12 protein-coding genes and 2 pseudogenes are annotated in these 22,506 nt (G+C 59.3%); 7 read left to right on the top strand and 7 right to left on the bottom strand.

Features of this window, described 5'->3' with window-relative positions; translation table 11 throughout:
* Positions 1-78: 78 nt before the first annotated feature.
* Positions 79-2,400, bottom strand: coding sequence for a DPP IV N-terminal domain-containing protein (locus ACTHND_RS00570; protein WP_440175271.1), 2,322 nt, complete (start codon positions 2,398-2,400; stop codon positions 79-81).
* 93 nt (positions 2,401-2,493) lie between these two features.
* Between ACTHND_RS00570 and ACTHND_RS00565 the strand changes: the two genes are divergently transcribed.
* Together ACTHND_RS00565 and ACTHND_RS00560 are read left to right on the top strand one after the other, a co-directional pair.
* Positions 2,494-3,990: a glycoside hydrolase family 27 protein gene (locus ACTHND_RS00565; RefSeq protein ID WP_440175269.1), complete on the top strand. Its 1,497-nt coding sequence runs from the start codon at positions 2,494-2,496 to the stop codon at positions 3,988-3,990.
* A 2-nt stretch (positions 3,991-3,992) separates the two neighbouring features.
* Complete coding sequence (locus ACTHND_RS00560; protein WP_440175268.1) at positions 3,993-5,006, top strand: Ldh family oxidoreductase; 1,014 nt, start codon at positions 3,993-3,995, stop codon at positions 5,004-5,006.
* Positions 5,007-5,365: 359 nt separating this feature from the next.
* Here the strand turns inward: ACTHND_RS00560 and ACTHND_RS00555 are convergent, their stop codons facing one another.
* Complete coding sequence (locus tag ACTHND_RS00555; RefSeq protein WP_440175266.1) at positions 5,366-6,370, bottom strand: 4-hydroxyproline epimerase; 1,005 nt, start codon at positions 6,368-6,370, stop codon at positions 5,366-5,368.
* Between the two features lie 71 nt (positions 6,371-6,441).
* Positions 6,442-7,356, bottom strand: coding sequence for a dihydrodipicolinate synthase family protein (locus tag ACTHND_RS00550; RefSeq protein ID WP_440175264.1), 915 nt, complete (start codon positions 7,354-7,356; stop codon positions 6,442-6,444).
* 224 nt (positions 7,357-7,580) lie between these two features.
* Here ACTHND_RS00550 and ACTHND_RS00545 point away from each other — a divergent pair, with 224 nt between their 5' ends.
* Together ACTHND_RS00545 and ACTHND_RS00540 are read left to right on the top strand one after the other, a co-directional pair.
* Positions 7,581-9,356, top strand: coding sequence for a DUF885 domain-containing protein (locus ACTHND_RS00545; RefSeq protein ID WP_440175262.1), 1,776 nt, complete (start codon positions 7,581-7,583; stop codon positions 9,354-9,356).
* A 9-nt stretch (positions 9,357-9,365) separates the two neighbouring features.
* Positions 9,366-11,144, top strand: a complete 1,779-nt coding sequence (locus tag ACTHND_RS00540; protein WP_440175260.1) for a DUF885 domain-containing protein — start codon at positions 9,366-9,368, stop codon at positions 11,142-11,144.
* On the opposite strand, the gene ACTHND_RS00535 is transcribed toward ACTHND_RS00540, so the two are convergent.
* Entirely contained in the window at positions 11,125-14,547 is a 3,423-nt protein-coding gene (locus ACTHND_RS00535; protein WP_440175258.1) for a glycosyltransferase, read from the bottom strand. The genes ACTHND_RS00540 and ACTHND_RS00535 overlap by 20 nt on opposite strands.
* 4 nt (positions 14,548-14,551) lie before the next feature.
* Positions 14,552-16,141: a hypothetical protein gene (locus ACTHND_RS00530; protein ID WP_440175257.1), complete on the bottom strand. Its 1,590-nt coding sequence runs from the start codon at positions 16,139-16,141 to the stop codon at positions 14,552-14,554.
* Between the two features lie 260 nt (positions 16,142-16,401).
* Here ACTHND_RS00530 and ACTHND_RS00525 point away from each other — a divergent pair, with 260 nt between their 5' ends.
* From ACTHND_RS00525 to ACTHND_RS00515, 3 genes are read left to right on the top strand one after another with little or no spacing between them, the layout of a single operon-like run.
* Positions 16,402-18,282, top strand: a complete 1,881-nt coding sequence (locus tag ACTHND_RS00525; protein ID WP_440175256.1) for a TonB-dependent receptor plug domain-containing protein — start codon at positions 16,402-16,404, stop codon at positions 18,280-18,282.
* A gap of 10 nt (positions 18,283-18,292) precedes the next feature.
* A complete protein-coding gene (locus ACTHND_RS00520; protein ID WP_440175255.1) occupies positions 18,293-18,835 on the top strand; it encodes a YfiR family protein in 543 nt (180 codons plus the stop codon).
* Entirely contained in the window at positions 18,832-20,583 is a 1,752-nt protein-coding gene (locus tag ACTHND_RS00515) for an ATP-binding protein (RefSeq protein ID WP_440175254.1), read from the top strand. The genes ACTHND_RS00520 and ACTHND_RS00515 overlap by 4 nt, the downstream gene beginning before the upstream one ends.
* Here ACTHND_RS00515 and ACTHND_RS00510 read toward each other — a convergent pair.
* A pseudogene (locus tag ACTHND_RS00510) lies at positions 20,570-21,333 on the bottom strand (IS5 family transposase). The gene ACTHND_RS00515 and the pseudogene ACTHND_RS00510 sit on opposite strands and share 14 nt — an antisense overlap.
* Before the next feature lie 1,068 nt (positions 21,334-22,401).
* Positions 22,402-22,506 (bottom strand): annotated as a pseudogene (locus tag ACTHND_RS00505) (IS5/IS1182 family transposase); the annotation flags it as partial.

Genomic DNA, 22,506 nt, shown 5'->3' with positions numbered 1-22,506 from the left:
TGAATGAATGGATCGATACCCATGTAAAACACCGATCCAATTGTCCGTCAAATATAAATTATACGATTTTGCGACAGATTACGGTGCTTTCGGTGCCGTTTCCGGCAGGGCGTTCCAGTCGGGCGTCGGCTCGCCGCGCAGGTGGCGCACGAAATAATCATACTGGCGGCGCAGGCCATAGCTGAAATCGCCGACATTGCGCAGGGCGCCGTGGCCCAGGTTGGGCGCCACGATCAGGTCGAAATCCTTGCGTGCCTTGATCAGGGCATTCACCACCTGAAGCGTCGAGGACGGATCGACATTGCTGTCCTGCTCTCCGACGATCATCAGGATATGGCCCTGCAACCGCCAGGCATTATCGACGCCGGAGGATTTGCTGTACGACTCATCGACCGGCCAACCCATCCACTCCTCATTCCAGCTTATCTTGTCCATGCGGTTATCGTAGCAGCCGGCATAGGCGACGGCGGCCTTGTAGAAATCCGGATGGAATTCCAGCGCGCCCAGTGAACTTTGTCCGCCGGCCGATCCGCCATAGATGCCGACCCGGCTGATGTCATACCACGGATATTTCGCCGCCACGGCCTTGTGCCACAGGATGCGGTCCGGGAAGCCGGAATCACCGACATTCTTCCACGCCACGTCATGGAAAGCCTTGGAACGGTTCATGGTGCCCATGCCGTCGATCTGGACCACAATAAAGCCGAGATCGGCCTGGGCCTGCATCCCCACCACCTTGTCGCCGCCCGAATGCAGGCCGAACGGCCAGAAGGTCTTGGGCACGAAATTGTCGTGCGGGCCGGCATAGATGTTCTCGATCACCGGGTATTTTTTGTTGGGGTCGAAATCGCGCGGCCGCACGATAATGCCCCAGATATCGCTCTTGCCGTCGCGGCCCTTGGCGGTGAAAACCTCCGGCGCCTTGAAGCCAGCCGCGACCAGCTTCGAGATATCGCCGTGTTCGACCTCGGTAACCAGTGCGCCATCGGCGCTGTGCAGCTCCGCCACATTGGGCAGGTCGATGCGGGAGTATGTATCGACATACCAAGCCATGTCGCTAGAGAAGCTGACATCGTGCCAGGCATCGGTCGTGGTGATCGGCGTCAGGTGCCGTCCGTCGAAATCGACGCGGAAGACGTGCTGGAAGTAAGGATCCTTGCCGGGATACATGCCGCTGGCGGCAAACCAGATCTGACGCTTCTGATCATCGACCTTCAGCACCGTGCGCACGATCCAGTCGCCTTTGGTGATCTGGTTTTTCACCTTTCCGGTGGTCTGGTCGTAGAGATAGAGATGGTTCCAGCCATCGCGCTCCGACATCCAGATCAGTTCTTTGCCCAGACCGCCGACATCATGGCTGTAGCGCCGCTCGATATTGACAAAGGTATCGGCATGATCTTCTGCGACGATACGCGCCGCACCGGTTTTCGCGCTGGCCTCGATCAGACGATAAGCCTGATGGCCGCGTTGGTCATATTCAAAGGTAATGGCCGAGGAATCCGCCCGCCAGATGATATCCGACATGGTGTAGGGATTCGGGAACAGGTCGAACGGCACATTAACTTGCTTTTTCGCCGACACATCGAACAGCACCGGCCGGTCGATATCCACGGCATCACCGGGCTTGGGATAAAGCTGAGTGGCCAGTTTTGGTTCCAGCTCGCCTGCCGGCGACGACACCACGCGTGTGACATGGCGCGCAAAGCCGGGCCGCACACGATAGGCGGCAATTTTAAGCGAATCCGGCGACCAGACGATCGACTGGGGATCGTAAAACTCGCCCTCGGAACCGTCAGTGCTCAGCACCGTCACCGCGCCGCCGCCCGCCGGCTTCACCACAATATTGAAACCCTGCACGAAGGCCAACCACTTGCCGTCTGGTGAGGGCTTCGGCCTATTGTCGGCCGGAATGGTCAGGTCACGAACCACACCGAAGCCGCGCGGCTGGCCAGAACCTTCCGGCACATGGGCGCAGACATAATCGGTCAGGGTGCAGGACCAGGCGTTGTCCTCATCGAGCCAGGCCACCAGCCCCTTGCCTTCATTAATGAAGGTCACCGATGTCATCGGCTCGGTGAACGGTAGGTGCAGGCCAGTATAGGTGCCGCCCAACACCTTACTCAATGAAGCCGCCAGCCGGTCTTGGTCAAAGGCCGGAGATTTCGTTTTCGTATCGGCGTCCATCATCACGAACTGGAAACCGCCCGGCACGGTCTTGCGATAGATGAAGCTGTGCGTGCCCTCGATCCACTGCGCCGGCTCGGCGATGTTCTCGGTCAGGCCCGACCAGTCATTGCGCAGATTGAGCGAACGCTGATAATCGGCCACGGTTGGCGCGGCTGCGACAGGTGCCGCCAAGAGGACCAGACTCAAAGCCAGAAAACCTGTTTTTGCCCGCATGTTCACTCCACCTCTTGCCATTCTAATAAGATCAAGCGTAGATGTATACTATATACCGAAAGCCGGACAAGCCGTTAAATCAGGGATTCCTTTATGCGCCAACTGTTGACCACTACGATCTTGAGCGGCCTCCTGCTGGCTTCCGCAGCTGTCGCCGAAGTGCCGAAAGGCGGCTGGGTGTTCGATTCCTCGCCCGACTATCCCGGCTTTACGCGGCTGGTGATCGAGGAAAAGAAGGGCCAGCTTTCCGGCAAGATCACATCCAAATGGTATGGCGACCTGCCGCTGACCGATCTGCACGCCGATGGCGATAATCTCGTCTTCAAGCTCTATAACGGCAATCCGCGTGTCACCATGAGCGATATCGTCGTCAAGCCGGAAGGCAAATCGGTCCGCATGACCGGTAAGGTCTGGTATCAGGATTTCGACCTGACCGCCCACAAGGGCAAACGTTCGGAACTGAAGGCGCTGGACTTCCCCACCTATCCCCTGCCCCCCAAACGCGTGGTGACTCAGAAGCCCCTGGCCCCTACCCCGCCAATGGGCTGGAGCTCATGGAACAAGTTCGCTACCGATATCAATGACCAGACGATCCGTGAAATCGCCGACGCCCTGGTTTCCAGCGGCCTGCGCGATGCCGGCTACACCTATGTCAATATCGATGATGGTTGGCAGGGCGAGCGCGATGCGCAAGGCAACCTGCATCCCAATACAAACTTCCCCGACATGAAGGCGCTGGCCGATTATATTCACGCCCGCGGCCTCAAGCTCGGCATCTATACCTCACCTGGCCCCAAGACCTGCGCCGGCTACAACGGCTCCTATGGCCATATCAAACAGGACGCGAATACCTTCGCCGCCTGGGGCATCGACTACCTGAAATACGACCTGTGCTCCGGCGAGGCCTTCTACTCGACGGCCGAAACCGTCTACGCCACCTATCAGGAAATGGGTGAAGCACTGAACGCCACCGACCGCGACATCGTCTATTCGTTGTGTGAATATGGCCGCTTCGATGTCGGGTCATGGGGTCGTCAGGTCGGCGGCCATCTATGGCGTACCACCGGCGATATCGAAGACAAATACGACACTATGGCCAAGATCGGCTTCGACAAGAACGGCGTCGCCAACCATACGGGCCCCAATGGCTGGAACGATCCGGACATGCTGGAAATCGGCAATGGCGGCATGAGCCAGGACGAATATCGCACCCACATGACTCTGTGGGCGATGATGTCGGCGCCGCTGGTGCTGGGCAATGATGTCCGCCACATGACGCCGGAAACCCTAGCCCTGCTCACAAATAAGGACGTCATCGCCATCGACCAGGACACACTGGGCGCACAGGGATTGCCGGCGAAAAAGGACGGCACGACCGAGGTCTGGACCAAGACACTGGCTGATGGTTCGACCGCCGTGGCCCTGTTCAATCGTGGCGATGAAAACACCCTGATCAGCGGCACCTGGGCCGACATCAAGGTGAAGGGAACGACTGTCCGCGACCTTTGGGCGCACAGCGATCATCGTGCCGACGAAGGCTATGCCTATGCCGTACCGAAACACGGTGCGGTGCTGCTAAGAGTAAAATAGATATGACTGAACAAACCCTGTCGCTGGACGAAGCCCTGGCCTTAAGCCTCAATGTTCTGGAAAAGAACGGCTTCTCGCCTGAACACGCCGGCGCCATTGCGCGCAATATCTGGAAAGGCCAGCGCGACGAGTGCCATTCGCATGGCCTCTACCGCCTGCTGGTCTGCACCCATACGCTGAAAGGCGGCAAGGTGTCGCCCGATGCCCTGCCCGAAGTACATGACGCGGCTCCGGGTCTGGTGCGCGTCGATGCAAAAGGCGCCTATTCCTTGTTGTCGTTTGAAACCGGCCTGCCGATCCTGGCGGGAAAGGCGCGCAAGCAGGGCATCGCCGCGCTTGCCATCAATCACTGCTACCACTTCTCGGCCCTGTGGCCGGAAGTCGAGGCTATCGCCGCTCTTGGGCTGGTCGGGCTGGCCCTGACACCGAGCCACAGCTGGGTAGCGCCCTTCGGCGGCACTAAGGGGGTCTTCGGCACCAATCCGCTGGCCTTTGCCTGGCCGCGTCCGGGGCAGAATCCGTTCGTCTTCGACTTTGCCACCAGCGCCGCGGCACGCGGCGAAATCGAACTGCACCGCCGCGCCGGCAAGCCGATCCCTGAAAATTGGGCGGTCGATACCGAGGGCCACCCGACGACGGACCCGACCGAAGCCATGGCCGGCGCCATGCTGACCTTCGGCGGCCACAAGGGCTCAGCCCTTTCCGCCATGATCGAACTGATGGCTGGCCCGCTGATCGGTGATCTGTTGAGCCTGGAATCGCAGGCCTACGACAAGGGCGCGGGCGCCACGCCCTATCACGGCGAACTGGTGATCGCCATCGATCCACAGGTCTTCATGGGACCGGCGGCGGACCTGCACAGCGGGCGTGCCGAAAAGCTGTTCGAGGCGATCGTCGACCAAGGCGCCCGCCTGCCCTCGCAACGCCGATACGAAGCCCGCGCCCGTAGCGAGGCCAGCGGCACGGTCAGCATTCCCGAGCAGCTCTACAAGGACATCCTGGCCTTGCTGGATTAAAAAGGATCACGGAAAGGCACGGAATAAAGAGGGAAAGACACGGAGTTTTTCGCGTGGCGAACATCGACGCGAAGCGTCAGTCTCGTCTGTCTAATGGACACAGGTTTCGTTATGCCATGCGCCGCCGCTATCAAGGCAAATGTCTATAGCAAAGAACCGTTTGGCACGCGGATAGGCAAAAAGGATGGCGGTCACAACGAGAACCGCCACAACCGCCAAAATCAACAGTCTTCTGGATAAGGGGTGCATAACAGCGTCATAGCACCATATTCAGGCTGGACATAGAGACAAATTTCCGTGCCATGCGTCTCTATCCCGTGCCTTTCCATGATCTTTTAATTGCGCGGATCTTCTGACAGTTAAACGACCTGGAAGCCCGCCCAGAATTTGTCTTCGCGGTCGATCCAGATATTGTTGAAGCCCGTTGAGATGGCCGAACCTTCGATCGACGGAATGATGGCCTTCTGATCGCCCAGCATGACCTCGTCTTCGACGCGGCCGATGAACTGGCTGCAGATATAGCTTTCGTGGACGAAGCGGTCGCCCTTATTCAGCCTGCCCTGGGCGTGCAGGTGCGCCAGGCGCGCCGAGGTACCTGTGCCGCAGGGCGAACGATCGATAGCGCGTTCGCCATAGAAGACGGCATTGCGGCCATCGGCATTTTCACTCTTAGGCTTGTCGGCCCACAGGACATGGCTGACGCCGCGGATGGTCGGGTCGACCGGATGTACCGGCTCGTACTTTTCGCGCACCAATTGGCGGATAACGCGGCTCAGTTCGATGATGCGGGCGGCGCCCAGATCATCGAGGCCGGTATAGGGGCCATCGGCGGTCGGCTCGATAATGGCGTAATAGTTGCCGCCGTAGGAGACATCGAGCGTCAACCTGCCAAAGTCCGGTACATCGATCTCGATACCTGTGGTGGCCAGATAAGCCGGCACATTGGTGATCTTCACCGAGGTCACCTTATTACCGCTCGTCGTATAGTCGATATTGATCACGCCGGCGGGCACTTCCAGCTTCAGCTTGCCCGGCGTGCGCGGCGTCACCAGACCGTTTTCCAGCGCGAAGGTCACCATGCCGATGGTGCCGTGGCCACACATCGGCAGGCAGCCTGAGGTCTCGATGAACAGGATGCCGGCGTCGGTATCGGCCTGCGTCGGTGGATACAGAAAACCACCGGACATCATGTCATGGCCGCGTGGCTCGAAGCACAACCCCGTGCGAATCCAGTCGAAGCGCTCCAGGAAATCCTGGCGGCGTTCGGACATGTTCGAGCCCTTCAAAAGGGGGGCGCCGCCAGCGACGAGGCGGACAGGATTGCCGGCCGTGTGGCCATCGATACAGAAGAAGGTGTGGCGCAAGGGTCTCTCCAGACAAATAAGGGCGGCCCGCGTTACCGCGAACCGCCCTCAGGACGCAAATGGTCTTTAGGTTAGGCGGCTTTGGTGATCTTGAGCGACGGACGCGTGGCGGCGGCCTTCTCAACCATGGCCGTCACTTCGGCGCGGCGGGCGCCGGTCAGCGGCATACGCGGCATACGCACGCGTTCCGAACCACGGCCCATGATCTGTTCGGCCAGCTTGATCGACTGGACGAGGTCGTGCTCGGCGTCGAGGTGCAGCAGCGGCAGGAACCAGCGGTAGATTTCGCGGGCGGTGGCGATATCGCCAGCTTCCAGCGCCTTGACCAGCATGACGGATTCGTGCGGGAAGGCCGAGGTCAGACCCGATACCCACCCTTGCGCGCCCAGCAGCAGACCTTCGAAGGCCACATCGTCGAGACCGGCGAAAACGACATAGCGGTCGCCGAAGGCGTTGATCATGTCGGTGAAGCGGCGGGTGTCGGCGGTCGATTCCTTCACGGCGACGATATTCTTCACCGGACGGAGCGCTTCAAGGGCTTCGTTGGTGATGGCAACGCGGTAAGCCGTCGGGTTGTTATAGAGCATGATCGGCAATGTCGTGGCATTGGCGACCTGGGTGAAGTGCTCGACCAGTTCGGCGGTCTTGGGGACATAGACCATGGCCGGCAGCAGCATCAGGCCGTTGGCGCCGAGCTTTTCGGCGTCTTTCACCCAGGCGATGGCCAGTGGCGTGGTCAGTTCGGAAACGCCGGTGACGACCGGCACGCGACCGGCGACAACCTCGACAATGGCCTTGAGCAGCAGACGCTTTTCTTCGGCGGTGAGCGAGTTGTTCTCGCCGCAGGTGCCCATGGCGATGATCCCGGTGACGCCATCCCGGATCAGATCATCAACGACACGTTGCGTATCGGCATAATCGATTGAGAGGTCTTCTTTGAATTGCGTCGTTACGGCCGGAAAAACACCCCGCCAATCGATTGTCATCTCATTACTCCACGAATTTTCGCATTAAACATTATATCGTATACAATGTACAAAGTGGTCATGCAATAGGATCATGGCGTTATCAGAACAAATATTATGTCCGTCGTCACGATGAATCTATCCGGCCTGTTACCGCTATCGTGATTAAGCCCCTGACAGGCGGGATTGTCAAAATAAATTATACCGTATACCGTAAAGCCTTATAATGTGAGCGAGACGGTAATATGCGGCACTTTCTGAAAGCGGCCATGCTTGGCACCATCCTGTCTGGGAGTATGAACGTGCTGCCGGTCATGCCGGCCTTCGCCGCTCCGCCGGCCATGGCGTCTTCCAATGATGCCGCCTTCGAGACACTCTGGCAGACAGAGTGGAAATGGCGAAAGGCCCTGACCGGCGACAATGACGACGACAGTGGCGAAGACGGTATCCGTTCGCATTTTCCGGATGTCTCGAAAGCCGCGCAAGACGCCAAACTCAAGCGCTGGGCAGATACTCTCGCTCAGCTCGACAGGATCGATCCGAAATCCCTCTCGACCGATCAGCAGGTCAATTACACGGTCTACCGCAACCAGATCGAAACCCTGGCCAGCCGGCAAAAATTCCGCGCCTATGAAATGAGCTTCGGTTTCTGGAGCGGGCTGAGTTACGCCGCGCGCAAACCGATGCGCACCGAGCAGGACTATCGCAACTACATCGCTTATCTCAATGACGTGCCGCGCTATTTCGGCCAGAATATCGACAATCTGCGCGCCGGTCTCAAACGTGGTTTCACCCCCTCGCAGGTCTCGCTGCAGGGCCGTGATTCGTCGGTGGCCACCACTTTCGAGAACAAGACGCCGGAACAGACCGTCTTCTATACCCCTTTCGAGACCATACCTGCGTCCATCCCTGCCGAAAAACAGGCCGAGTTGCGCAAGCTCGGCGTGGAAGCCATAGTCAATAGCGTCATCCCGGCGCACCAGACCCTCCTCACCTTCCTGCGAAGTGAATATATTCCAGGCGCGCGCAAGACCATCGCGGCATATGACCTGCCCGATGGCAAAGCCTATTATCAGTCGCTGATCCGCGAATATGTCACGCTCGATATGACGCCCGACCAGATTCACCAGATCGGCCTCGAAGAGGTGGCGAAGATTAAGGCGGAAATGCAGGCCGTCATGGATGAGGTCGGTTTCAAGGGCACCCTCCAGGACGTCAACCAGTTCCTGCGCACCGATCCGCAGTTCTATGTCACCTTGCCACAAGCGTTCCTCGATCGCGGCGCCTGGATATCGAAAGAGTTCGATGGCAAGGCGGCACAGTATTTCGGCCGGATGCCGCGTATGCGCTTCGCCGTCGTCCCTACCCCGGACGCCATTGCCCCCTATAACACCGGCGGCAATGGCGGCCCCGGCGTACTGATCCTCAATACGTATGACCTGAAATCACGACCGCTCTATACCCTGCCCGCCCTGGTGCTGCATGAAGGTGCGCCCGGCCACGCCTGGCAGATGCCGCTGGCCCTGGAGAACAAAACCCTGCCAGCGTTTCGGCAATCGACCTATATCTCGGCCTATGGTGAAGGCTGGGCGCTTTATGCCGAGCGCCTCGGCGTCGAGATGGGCATGTACCATACACCCTATGATCGCTTCGGTATGCTGACCTATCAGATGTGGCGCGCCTGCCGGCTGGTGGTCGATACCGGAATGCACGCCAAGGGCTGGACGCGCGACAAGGCCCTCGCCTTCCTGCGCGACAATACCGCTCTTTCCGAACACGAAATCACCACCGAAACCGACCGTTATATCAATACGCCGGGCCAGGCGCTTTCCTACTATATTGGCGAAATGACCATCTGGAAGGTGCGTCACAAGGCCGAGGTGGCACTGGGCGACAAGTTCGATATCCGCCAGTTTCATGACGCCGTGCTTGATCTCGGCTCCGTGCCCCTGCCAGTGCTTGAAGCCCGCATCGACCGCTTTATCGCCGATGGCGGCAAGGGCCCTTATGCCGACCAATAGGAGTATCTGATGATCCGCACCGCTTCTCTAACCTTGGCCGCCATCATCCTGATGGGCGGCGCCGGTCACGTCCTCGCCGCCGAACCCGTGTCCGCCTGCACCAGTGCATCCGACCAGAAGATGATCACCCTGGTGGCCGATTTCGAAGCGCTGTCGGCGTCACGTGATCCGATCCGCGAAGGCGGCAATGGCAATCTGGCGGCGCTTTCGCAATGGCCGGATGACAGCACCAAGACCCTGAAGGCTTACGGCGTGGCACTGAGCGGCCTGATGACTCGCCTGAACGCAATCCCCGCCGAAAGCCTCTGCACCGTTCAGGCGCTCAACCAAGCCTTGATAAAAGACCGTCTGGAACTCGAGCTCGACGGCCTGCGCTTTGATGAGGCCCGCCTGCCTTTCAATACCGGCGACGGCTTCTACACCGTGCCAGACTATGCCGCCGCCGGCGTCGTCCTGCGCACAGAGCCAGAGGCCCGCGCCTGGATTGCCAGGCTGAAGGCCCTGCCCGCCTATTATGCCGCCGAGACCGACAACATGAAGCGCGGCATTGCCACCGGTTTCATGCGGCCGAAACTGGTGGCCACCAGGGCGCTGGCGGTGATGGAAAAGCACGCGGCTCAGCCCGTGGCCGACCACAGCCTGCTGGGTCCGCTGAAAAACCTGCCGGACAGCCTCCCTGCCTCCACCAGAGCCCAGCTACTGGCCGAGGGCACGCAAGCGATCGCCACCCAGGTCCGCCCGGCGGAAGACGCGCTCGTCGCCTTTTTCAAAAGCGACTATGTGCCCAAGGCACCGGACAGCATCGCCATTGGCGACCTGCCTGATGGCCGCGCCTATTACCAGTACCTGATCCACCGCAATGCCTCGACCGACATGACGCCGGAGGCCATCCACGAACTGGGCTTAAGCGAAATGAAACGCATCCGCGCCGAGATGGATGCCGATATCAAGGCCAGCGGGTTCAAGGGCAGCTTTGCCGAGTTCCAGACCTTTATCCGCACTGATCCGCAGTTTATCGCCACGAGCCCGGAAGACTATTACGAAAAGGTCAGCGCCGTTCTGATCCGCGTCCAGGGCCTGCTGCCGCTTTACTTTCGTAACCTGCCGCGTCAGCCGGTCACGGTGCATGAGGTGGATCCGCAGCTCAAAAGCTCGTCTTCCGGCTATAACCCCGCCAGCCTGGCGCAGGGCCTGCCCGGCACGGTGGTCATCAACACAGATCACCTCGACCAGAGCCCGACATCTGGCCTCACGGCCTGGGCCATGCATGAGGGCCTGCCCGGTCACCATCTGCAGATCGCCCTGGCGCAGGAAAACGATGCCCTGCCGAAATTCCGCCGCCGCGACGATATCAACGCCTTTGTGGAGGGCTGGGCGCTCTACAGCGAGCACCTCGGCGTTGAGATGGGCATGTACCGCAACCCTTACGAGGACTTCGGCCGCCTGTCACTGGAGATGTGGCGCGCCTGCCGGTTGGTCATTGATACCGGCATGCACGTCAAAGGCTGGAGCCGCGAGCAGGCTGTCGCCTGTTTGCGTGACAATACGGGCCTGAGCGATCGCGCCATTCAGAATGAGGTCGACCGCTATATCGGCTGGCCCGGCCAGGCCCTGGGTTACAAGATCGGCGAGATTCGTATCCGGCAATTGCGCGCGAAAGCCGAGGCCGCACTGGGTCCGAAATTCGACCTGCGCGACTTCCACGACGAAATCCTGAAAAATGGCCCCTTGCCGCTCGATATCCTGTCCCAGCAGATAGATGACTGGATCAGGCGCGGCGGGAGTTAATGCCCGCCGCCGCGTCCAGCCGGCCGCTGCGTTCCAGCTTGCCCCAGCCGACATACATGCCACGTCCGGCCGACATCAGCGCCTTGAGCACGACATAGTACATGATCTGGCGATAGACGAAGCGCTGCGACAGGAGCCAGAAGACCGGATAACGCTTCTCACGCGGTTCCAGCCAGTAGGCGATGCCGCCGCAGAGAGCATCGATGGCCAGAAAGGTCAGCCAGTAGGCAAGCATTCGCCCGAGATCGCCACTGGTCTGTGCCCAGCCATGCTGCGACACCTGCACGAGGGTGGCGATGATATTGACGACCAGGGCGAAGTCGATCAGTGGCGAGATCACAGAAAAGACGATCTGAAACAGCCAGGCCTGCGGCAAGCCGATCCACGCCAGGCCTTTCGGCTGGCCGGTCCGGTAAATGCCGCGGTGCTTCCACAGGCATTGCAGGGTGCCGAAGGCCCAGCGGAAGCGCTGCTTCATCAGGGCGCCGAAGCTTTCCGGCGCCTCGGTCCAGGCCACGGCGTCCTGATCATAGGCCACCTTCCAGCCTTTGCGCTGGATGGCGATGGTCAGGTCCTGATCCTCGGCCAGGGTATTGTGCGGATAGTTGCCGACCTCCGCCAGGGCAGAGCGCCGCCAGGCCCCGACCGCGCCAGGCACCACCATCATGGCACCGAACATGGCGAGCGCGCTGCGTTCGAGATTCTGCGAGGTGACATATTCCACCGCCTGCCATTTCGTCACCCAGTTGAAACGATTGCCGACCTTGGCATTGCCCGCCACGGCGCCGATTTCCGGCCGCACGAACCAGCGGACCAGCCGCGCGATGGTTTCCGGCTCGAACTGGGTATCGGCATCCAGCGCGATGATGATGTCACCCCTGGAGGCGGCAATGCCGTTATTGACCGCATTCGCCTTGCCGGCATTGGCCTGGGTGATCAGGCGCACACGCCTGTCATCCGCGAAAGCCTGGCTCACAATGGCGCTTGTCTCGTCCTTCGAGCCATCGTCGATGACGATCACCTCCAGTGCTACCCCGACACTGGCCAGCACACGCCGTACTGAATTTTCGATCACCCTGGCCTCATTATAGGCCGGGATCAGCACACTGACGAAGCTGTTATTCACAAAGGCTGCGCCCGCTCCCGCCTCCTCCGGCTTTTCATCGCCCGGCGGCTGCATATGGTTGCTGAACTCAGCATGGATAGCCAGTCCAGAAAGAATCAACGCCCGGCCGATACCCAGCACGATGGCAATCACGAACAGCCATTTCAGCGCCGCCGCCATCCAGGCCATGAACATGAAGATGCCGACATCGAAGCGTACTTCCAGCAGATCCTGGCCGCTCAGTTGCGGCATGACCTGATCGCGCGACAGGCCGACCAGGTCGCCGACCGGGACAAACTGGTAACCTTCCGCTTTCAGTTTACGGATGATGACCGGCAGGGCCTTGAGAGTCTGGCTGCGTTCGCCGCCGGAATCGTGCATCAGGATCACCTGGCCGGAACGGCAATCGTCCGGCGAGGTCTTGCAGGCGGCCGATTGCTCGCTGGCCACGCCGTCATGCACGCCATCCAGGGTATTCTGGATAATCTTATCCACGCCCGGTTTCGTCCAGTCTTCGGAATCGACGTGCAGGCCGATATCGGTATAGCCCAGTTTCTGCGCCACCAGGGCCGGCACCAGTTCGTCATTGGTGGTCGGCTCAGCATCACCGAAGTAAGGCGCGCGCAGCAGCCGCATCGAGCGGCCGGTATAGGCCTCGACCACACGCTGGGTCGAGTTCAGCTCAAAGCGGATCTGCCAGTCGGGTATCTTCGACATGTCCGGATGGGTATAGGAGTGGTTGCCGATATCGTCGCCATCACGCACCATCTGGCGCAGCAGGGCCGGATGGGCGATCGCCTTTTCGCCGATGACGAAGAAGGTGGCCGGCACTTTTTCCTGCTCCAGGATTTTCAGAATCTGCGGCGTCCAGTTGCCATCCGGACCATCATCGAAGGTCAGGGCCAGCCGGCCGGGCTTGTAACCGGTGCGGCGAACCACGAAGGGCGTTGGCAGCGACTGGTAGGTTTCGTTCTGCGCCACGCGCGCCTTGTCATAGGTCACCACACGGCGGCCGGTCTGGGGCGTATCCTCGATATGGACCACCTCGCCATTGCCATAGACCTGGTTGTCGCCGAGCGCGGTCAGCCTGTTGAGATCAGGCAGGGCATTGGTCTGGTAGGTGCTGAAAGCCTGCCAGATGGCCGGGTCTTCCGAACCCAGCCGCCACAGGCCGACGCCCGCCACATTGGAATCGGCTATGGTCAGCAACTGGTTCCACGCACTGACGCCATCCAGCAGCCAGACCTCGTGGTGCAGCCCCTCCTCATCATAAAAGAAATAGGCATTGCCGGTCGCCGTGTCGAACTGGATGGGCGCGTCGGATTCGCGGGCAATGCGCCAGGCTTCGGCCACGGTGGTTGGATCGGCCTTCAACTGGCCATTGGGCTGCTTATACCAGTCATAGCCATAATTGCCGATGCAGACGATAGCCTTGTCCGTCGGCACGCTTTTCAGCGCCTGGTTCAGGCGGTCATTGAACCAGCCCTGCGCGGCGATGGCGCCAGCCGGATCGACCATGGAATGCTGATCGTAAATCATCAGAAACAGCTTGTCGGCGGCGCCGGAAAAAGCCTTCAGGTTCCAGACGGGATTATCGACCGGCGCCGTCAGAGTCAGCAGGTAGCCCTTCGTCGCAAAGGCGGCGCGGGCCTGCCGGACAAAGGTCAGGTAATTGCGCAGGGATTGGTCCGGCAAGGTTTCAAAATCGAGCACCACACCCTGGGCCTTTTCGCGGCTTACCATGTCGAGCATCTGGCTGATCAGCTTCAGGCGCGCCGCCGGATTGGCCAGCAGCCGCGCCGTATTCGCGCCTTGCCACTGGCCTTCGGTGATATTCTGCACCATGATCAGCACGGACGGACGGTGCTGGGCATTTTGTATCGTCTGGGTGAACTGGTCGTCCGCCAGGTAAATAAACCGGCTATCCGTGCCGCCGACATAGGCGAGGCCGGGAATAACCATATCCAGGTTGTTGACGTGCTTTTGCAGGGAAACCAGTGAGGCATCGTCCCCCGTGACATAGAAGCCGGCAATCGTCTGCTGCCCCCTGGCCGCACCGCCGCGCACACTGAGAGGGCGATGACGCGGCGCGGCGCGATTCAGCACCATTTTCGATGCCGAGGGTTTCGGATATTCCATATGCAGGTCGAGCCCTTCCGGCACCGGCACCATCAGGATCGACGCCACCAGGCCGACGAACAGGATCACGGCCATGACGATCAGGCTGACCACCCCCAGGAAGGAAGCCTTCTTGCGGCGCCCGGTGGGGTCATAAAAAATCGGCTTTTGCACAGGCATGAACTTATCCGGCAGGAGGCAGTGAGAGGATTTGCCGGCTTTCCGGCCGGTCAAGTATGGCGCGGCAGGGCACCCGTTTCCCTGGCTGAAAAACACCCGCGAGCCAGGTCCGCATATGTGGTTCGAGATTGGGACGTTCGACGGCTTGCCACGATCCCTTTACCAGCCGCCGGTCAATCAGGGTGGAACCGGAAAGATAGGTCCGGAAATCCGCTGCCGTGGCAAAGGGTGTGAAATCGAAATAGCAGCGCGTGTCCGCCAGGCCGTCCATTTGATGCAACAAGGCAGCAGGGGCTTCAGGCAAACCGTCCTCACCTTGGGTGGGTGTCAGCAGGGTCGTGTCACTACCGTAATAGATCTCGCCGATATTATCGACATTGGCGGACTCCATCCCCGGCACGGGCAGTTGAAAATACACAACCGTATCGGCCGGCGGCCCGGCGCTTTTCAGCGTCGCCAGAGAGGTAGCCGGAAACTGGAAGTCATCGAAGGAATCAGCGATCGACTGGATCAGCGCGCCGTTATCGGCATAGGCCAGGGAAAACAGGGCGGCGGCGCACATGGCCAGAACCGGCCACAGGATGACCGGCCGCGCCATGCCGGCCTGTTTGCGGATGTGAACAAACAATCCGATCAGACCGGCGACAGTCAGCACAATGCCGTAGCCGATGGTGCGCGTATTATACGGATCGAACTGGGTGCGCAGACGTAAAGTAAAGGCCAGGGCCAGAAAGCTCAGGCCCGCCAGGGTAATGAACAGCGCCGCCGGCCGTGCGCCCTCCCCGTCCCGCACCCGCGAAAGCTGGCGGAAAGATATCGCGGTCAGCAGCACGGCCGCGACTATTACCCCCAGTCCGTTGACGCCGAGCGCTATCAGGAATTGCCGCACCAGCAACAGGGGCGCTTCGGGCGCGGGCACACGCGGCATACCGGTCGCAAAGCCAGTCAGTTCGTGATTGAAAACCTGCCAGACGATAAAGACCAGGCCGGCGATGCAGAAAGCGGGAAAGACCCGCAGCGCCAATTGCCGGCCGAATGCCGGCCAGACACACAGGAAGAGCAGGAAGGCGAACGGTCCGAAGATATAACGCGCCGAACAGCCAAGGATCAGAAACCCCGTCAGCAGGATATAAGGCATCCATTTGCGGGGATCGGCATTTATCCAGGACAGGGCAAAGACCACCCCGCAAAAGCAGAACAGCCACAGATTTTCCGACCAGGTATACATGCCTATGATCAGGGTGACCGGATTGAGCACGACCAGCGCCGCCATGAAGACGTGGCGCGAGGCTTTCAGGATGAACCAGAAACTGGTCGCGAGCAGGATCAGGTTGGTGACCTTGCTGCTGATCATCATCACGGCCGGGGTGGCGACGGGCGCGGTCAGGGCCAGGAGCGCCGGATAACCACACGGATAGACAGCGCTGTATTCGCCGTGCAGACTGCATCCCTGGCCATGACGCAGGGCCTGGGCCAGCAGCATGTAATACCAGGAATCGACGCTGATATAGCCGAAAAGCACAGCCAGGACGGCGAAACCGGCCAACAGGCCGATGACCGTGATCAGGTATATGGAAGAGCTGTTGCGAGGCATGGCCAGGAAGCGGTGTGGACGTAAACCCTATACGCACCCGTCGGTGGAAACCCTGCGCCGGGCATTCAATATTCACCGGGTTTCCATCTGACAAATCCGTCGTCCAGGCCCGCTGCAATATCCGCAGATTATGCGCAAATAACGCCAAACCTATCGAATCCTTACTTTAATTGCCCTCTTACATACCGGTCGAACGCAGAAAGTCGAAGTCGGGGCATGTCGTGAGATCAGGGCAATCTGTCATATACGGGCGCATTCTGATGACATGCGCGGCGCTTTTAATCGGTGGCGTAACAAACCGGGCTGTCGCCCAGCCATTCGATCCCGGCACCAATCCGTCTGTTGAAGATCTGCAGCGGCTGTCGATCGACGAACTGGCGAATATCCAGATTACGTCAGCAGCCAAACATCCCCAAGCTCTGGGTTCGGTCGCCGCTTCCATTTTCATCATCACCGCCGATGACATCCGGCGTTCGGGGGCCATCAGCCTGCCCGAAGTCCTGCGCCTGGCACCGAACCTGGAAGTGGTGCGGCTCAATGCCTATAGCTGGACGGTCACGGCCCGCGGCTTCAATTCGCCGGAAACGGCCAATAAGCTCCTGGTCATGATCAATGGCCGCAGCGTCTATGAACCGATCGGCGGCGGTAACCTGTGGCAGCAGATTGACGTCAACCTGGGCAATATCGATCGCATCGAGGTTATAGCCGGTCCCGGCGGCACCATGTGGGGCGCCAATGCCGTCAATGGCGTGGTCAATGTCATTACGAAACCGGGCGCGCAGACACAGGGGTTTTACGCCGATGTCGCTGCCGGCAGCTTCCAGCGCGCTGCCAGCCTGCGATACGGCGGCAAGCTGTCCGACCATATAGGCTTCAAAGTCCTGGCCGACAGTTTCGACATCGACCGCACAAAGCCGTTTGACCCGAACGACACGACCGATGACGCTTTCCACGGCGCCTTTGGATCGCTGAGCCTAACCGGCGACTGGGAAAAGGACAAGCTGTCCACTGCCCTGATGACCTACAACAATCAGGTGGCGGGCAATATGGCCACCTTCAAGGGCACAATGGGCCGCCTGACATGGAGCCACGATCTGAGCAAAGGCGGCGTGACCGTCAATGCGGTGATCAGCCGCGATGTGCGCGACGAGGCCACGCTTTATGAAAGCCGGGACAGTATTGTCATCTCGGCCCAGCATAATTTCCGCGCCGGTCCGCATCACAATATCATCTGGGGTGGCGAATTCCGCTACTGGTGGGAAAATTTTGAATCATTCAATGATTTCAAATTCCTGGACCCGAAGACGACCATTTCGCTGGGCTCCCTGTTTGCCCAGGATGAGATGGCGCTGCGCCCCGACCTGACGCTGACCATGGGCCTGAAGGCGGAATATAACAGCTATTCCGGCACGGAATGGCTGCCGAATGTGAGACTGGCCTGGCAGCGCCATGACGGATCATTGATCTGGGGCGCCGTGTCACGCGCGGCCCGGACGCCGAACCGCATTGAGCGCGAACTGACCCATCCGGTTTTCCTTCAGCCCTCCCCGGACTTTTCCTCGGAAAAAGTCACGGCCTGGGAGCTTGGCTGGCGCGCCCAGCCCATGGATCGGCTGTCGGTGTCGCTCTCGGCCTTCTATAATCAGTATGACGACCTGCGCACCGATACCTATCCGGCTACCATCTTTCCGCTGATCCTGGAAAATGGCGGCAAAGGCGAGACCTATGGTATTGAGGGATGGGGCAAGTATGAGGTCATTCCCGGCTGGCGGCTCAGTGCCGGCTTTAACTTGCTGCACAAGACATTCCGGCTCAAGCCCGGCTTCAACGACCTGACCGGCCTGGCTGTCCAGGGCCAGGACCCCGCCTATCAGGCGCAGATCGGTTCGCAATGGGCCATTTCCCCGGCTATGGACCTGAACGTAATCCTGCGCACGGTCGGCAAGGTGGATAACGCCCCGGTCCCTGCCTATACCGAGGCCGATGCGACCCTGAACTGGCGGCTGACAGACCGGCTGGCCCTGTCGCTCGAAGCCTTGAACCTGCTTCACAAACAGCATCTTGAAGCTTACGATCCTTCTACCACAGCGGTCCGTTACGTCCCGCGCTCCGTTTCTGTCAGACTGCGCTACGGTCTCTAGGATGAGAGGCTTGCCCAAAACGCTTCAAAGTCTTTTGACGGCGGCGATCGCCCTGCTGCTGACAGGCGGCGCGGCCGCCAGCCAGCCCTCGGCCGACCTGGAGACAGCGGTCAAGGCGACGTACCTGTATAAGTTCGCCCCCTTCGTCACCTGGCCCAATTCCCCCGGCGACAGCCTGACACTTTGCATCATAGGGACTGATCCGTTTGGCGATGTCCTCGACAGGGCCATAGCCGGCCAGGGTTACAACGGCCGTCCGTTTCGCATCCTGCGCCTGCCGGCGGTCGGTACGGACTCCGGCTGTGCGGTGGCCTATCTCGGCGGCTCCAGCGATCAAAGCGTTGCCTCTGCCCTGAAAGCGCTGAAAGGCGCCCCTGTTCTGACGGTCACGCAAAACAGCCAGGCGCCCGGCATGATCGACTTTGTCAACCAGCAGGGCCATGTCCGTTTCCGTGTCGATCTGGCAACGGCCAGCGACAGTCATCTGGAGATCAGCTCAAAACTGCTCGCCATGGCCGTGTCGGTCAGGGATGTCTCCGGAGGTCCGCAATGAAGCGCATTGCCAACCGGATGATGCAGGTGATCGACCAGCACCGAACCGCCTTCGTGGGCCTTGGGTTGACAGTGCTGGTTCTGGCCAGCGTGGCCGCCGGGCTCTACTCTGAAAATCTGCATCAAAAACAGGTCATTCAGGCGGCGCGCGTCCAGGCCAGTATAGTCGCGGATTCGCTGTCCGGCGCCCTGGCTTTCGGTGATCAAGCAACCGTCTCGCAGATCACGACAGCCATTCGCGCCAATCCGGAAATCGAGGCCCTGATCGTTCTCGACGACAAGGGAATACCGGTCGCCCATTACGGCGAGACTATCACGCTCCTGAATGGCCGCAATGAACTGCGGGCCAGTGATGGCTTTACGGTGCGCGTTCCCGTGGCGGAAAAGGGCGTCATACTGGGCACAGTCATCCTGAAGCAACGCAGCGAACCCCTCGAACTGCGGCTCGCGCGTTATGCCGGCGCCGCCCTCCTCCTGATCGCCGGCCTCTCGATGCTCACCATCATGGCCTTCGATACCCGCGCCCTTGCCCGTGGCAACCGGCGCCTGCGCGAGGTCATGGAGGAACGCGAACGCGCGGAAGCCGCCCTGCGTCAAAGTCAGAAAATGGAGGCACTGGGCCGCCTGACGGGCGGCATTGCCCACGATTTCAACAATATGCTCGCCGTGATCATCGGCAATCTGGACCTGTTCATCCGCCGCTATCCCGACGCCGATCCCAAGATGCTGCGCTTTGTCAGCGGCTCACAGGAAGCGGCCAAGCGGGCGGCCTCCCTGACCCAGCGGCTGCTGGCCTTTTCCCGCCGCCAGCCGCTCGACCCTAAGGCGACGGATATCGGGCGTTCGATTGCAGACCTGTCGGATATACTGCGCCGCACGCTGGGTGACGCCATAAGCATTGAAACCCTTCGCGCCCCCGGACTGTGGCGGGCGAACGTGGATACCAGTCAGTTTGAAACGGCCATCATCAACCTCACCGTCAATGCGCGCGACGCCATGCCGGAAGGCGGCAGGCTGCTGATCGAATGCGCCAATGCAAGGCTCGATCAAAGTCATTCGGAGACGGGAGACGATGTAACGCCCGGCGAATATGTCATGGTCGCCGTCACCGACACCGGAACCGGCATGGCGCCGGAAATCCTGTCACAGGTGTTCGAGCCCTTCTTCACCACGAAGGCAGTCGGCCTCGGCACCGGCCTGGGCCTCAGCCAGGTTCATGGTTTCGTAAAACAGTCAGGCGGTCACGTCAGCCTGTCTAGTGAGGTCGGCCGCGGCACGACGGTGAGGCTCTACCTGCCGCGATCCCTGGACGCCTCCGATATCCCGGTGGTCGACCGCATCGTCCGTGCGGCAAACGGGCGTCGTGACAAGATCGTGCTCGTCGTCGACGACGAAGCCGGCGTGCGCGATTTCGTCTGCGAGGCCCTGACCGAACTGGGCTATGACACCTTAAGCGCTGAAAATGCCGACCAGGCGCTGGATATCTTCGAGGAAGGGACGCGGATCGATATCCTGCTGACGGACGTCCTCATGCCAGGACGCAGCGGCCGGGAACTGGCGGATGAAGCTTTGGCGCACCAAAAAGACCTGAATGTCGTGTTCATGACGGGCTATGCGCAGGACGCCATTGTTCATAACGGCAAGCTGGATGCCGGCACGCGGCTGCTCAAGAAGCCCTTCACCATCGAGCAGATCGGCGCGGAACTGGAACGACTGGAAAGACTAGGCCGTAGACTCATAACGCTTTGATCCAGATTCTGGTGGCGACGATCTTTACGGCTGCCAGAAAATTCAGAGGGTTTTTGTCGTAGCGAGTGGCAATACCTCTGAATTGCTTGAGTTTATTGAAGAAGCGTTCGACCAGATTTCTCTGTCGATAGACCCAGCCTGAGAAGGCGAAGCTGTCTTTGCGGTTGGCTTTGGCTGGAATATTGGCCCAGGCCTCCTTCTGATCAGCGGCGGCGCGCAGGGCGTTGGTGTCGTAGGCCTTGTCCGCCAGCACGATCGTCCCCTGTCTCATCGCGCCCAGCATGGGAAGGCTCATCTGGCTATCGTGCTTTTGCCCGGCGGTCAGATCGAGGGCAATGGGGCGGCCTTCGGCATCGACGACGGCGTGTATCTTGGTAGTCAGCCCACCACGGGAACGTCCCATGCAGCCATCGTCAAGGCCCCCTTTTTTGCTGTCGCTCCGTGCTGATGCACGCGGACACAGGAGGAATCGATCATAATGATGTCACCGTCATAGGCCTTGGATATGTCAGCCAAAATCCGATCCCAGACCCTCGCCTTGCGCCATCTGACAAAGCGATTGTAGCAGGTAGTCGAAGGGCCATAGCGTTCGGGTACATCCGCCCACGGCGAGCCGGTGCGGAACCGCCACAAAATGCCGTTGATCACACGCCGATCATCAACACGCGGAACACCGCGGGGCTTGTTCGGCAACAAAGGCGCGATGACATCCCATTCTGTATCGGTCAACTCGTAGCGGCGACGCGTCATGAAAAAGGCTCCCTGTTCACCGGAAGCCTTGAATCACGATCAGTTCTAAATGGGAATCCCGTTTATGGGTTTACGCCCTAGCCCTTGATATTGTGGGTACATTCCTGAACGCTCAGTTCAAGAGCGGCCAGCACCTTAAGCGTGTTGAAATGATTCAGGCGCTTGAACGACAAACTAGAACACCGACGCCCACCTCCTCTTGCGTCCGGAGGGCATGTTGCTTTGTTAAGAATGAGCCTCCTGTATGACAGCCAATAACCTTCATAACTATTCAGCTTTTACATGAGGCACGAGTCTACTCAAAAACAATGACGCTACAGTTCTCAGATATGAACCGAATACCCCATACTTTATAATTTCTCGTTCTCTACGAAAGGTGGCTACGGCTTCGGAGATATATGAACTCGATGAATTTAAATCGTCAAGCTCGTGCTTATTAATCGTTCCTAAGGCAAAGTATCGAACAGAACTATCTAAAACAATGGGCAATGCCGTAGTCCATTCAGACATTCCAATTGCTGCAATGTCACCTATTCCGATGGCCTCTAGGCCTTTTTGGCCTCGTCTTAAAATATCAAGTGTCAAAGATCGGTCAAACAATTCATTCCATTCGTAATATTACTCCAAAGTTCGGAATTCTGGTATAGATTCAGAAATTGGCTCCAAGTATCCAACTAATGCTGTCAGAATCCCGGCCGCTCGCTTACGCTCGGCTCTTCCGTTTCGACTACTTTCTACAACTGCATACCACAGCGCTCCGACTGTACCGATGGCAGACCATGCCTCCCAATTGAACCAACTTGTGACGCCCGCAATTGCATTAGAGATCGTCAAAAATATACCTGGTGGTTGATCAAACATAGATGGTCCTTGTGTTCCAAGAAATCGCCGGTGCGTGCTTTATCAAATACGTGCCCGTGTTCTCAGTTATGATCTAAACCTGCTCTATATCAAGGAACTCATTCGAGAAGGCTGGTCTACCCATAAAAATGAGGCGAGACTGTCTGCAAACTCAAAAACCGAATGCAGGCTGCTCTTTCGCAAAGCGTAATATACTAGGCCGTAGACTCATAACGCTTTGATCCAGATTCTGGTGGCGACGATCTTTACGGCTGCCAGAAAATTCAGAGGGTTTTTGTCGTAGCGAGTGGCAATACCTCTGAATTGCTTGAG

This window comes from Asticcacaulis sp., assembly GCF_051954415.1.
In the GTDB taxonomy this organism is placed as follows: domain Bacteria; phylum Pseudomonadota; class Alphaproteobacteria; order Caulobacterales; family Caulobacteraceae; genus Asticcacaulis.
This window is presented reverse-complemented; position numbering and strand designations above follow the sequence as displayed.

Excerpts from the sequence above, each read along its gene's own strand:
- ACTHND_RS00535 (WP_440175258.1), bottom strand. The coding sequence starts at position 14,547 with ATGCCTGTGCAAAAGCCGATTTTTTATGACCCCACCGGGCGCCGCAAG.
- ACTHND_RS00570 (WP_440175271.1), bottom strand. The coding sequence starts at position 2,400 with ATGCGGGCAAAAACAGGTTTTCTGGCTTTGAGTCTGGTCCTCTTGGCG.
- ACTHND_RS00540 (WP_440175260.1), top strand. The coding sequence starts at position 9,366 with ATGATCCGCACCGCTTCTCTAACCTTGGCCGCCATCATCCTGATGGGC.
- ACTHND_RS00515 (WP_440175254.1), top strand. The coding sequence starts at position 18,832 with ATGAAGCGCATTGCCAACCGGATGATGCAGGTGATCGACCAGCACCGA.
- ACTHND_RS00525 (WP_440175256.1), top strand. The coding sequence starts at position 16,402 with ATGACATGCGCGGCGCTTTTAATCGGTGGCGTAACAAACCGGGCTGTC.
- ACTHND_RS00545 (WP_440175262.1), top strand. The coding sequence starts at position 7,581 with ATGCGGCACTTTCTGAAAGCGGCCATGCTTGGCACCATCCTGTCTGGG.
- ACTHND_RS00560 (WP_440175268.1), top strand. The coding sequence starts at position 3,993 with ATGACTGAACAAACCCTGTCGCTGGACGAAGCCCTGGCCTTAAGCCTC.
- ACTHND_RS00550 (WP_440175264.1), bottom strand. The coding sequence starts at position 7,356 with ATGACAATCGATTGGCGGGGTGTTTTTCCGGCCGTAACGACGCAATTC.
- ACTHND_RS00565 (WP_440175269.1), top strand. The coding sequence starts at position 2,494 with ATGCGCCAACTGTTGACCACTACGATCTTGAGCGGCCTCCTGCTGGCT.
- ACTHND_RS00530 (WP_440175257.1), bottom strand. The coding sequence starts at position 16,141 with ATGCCTCGCAACAGCTCTTCCATATACCTGATCACGGTCATCGGCCTG.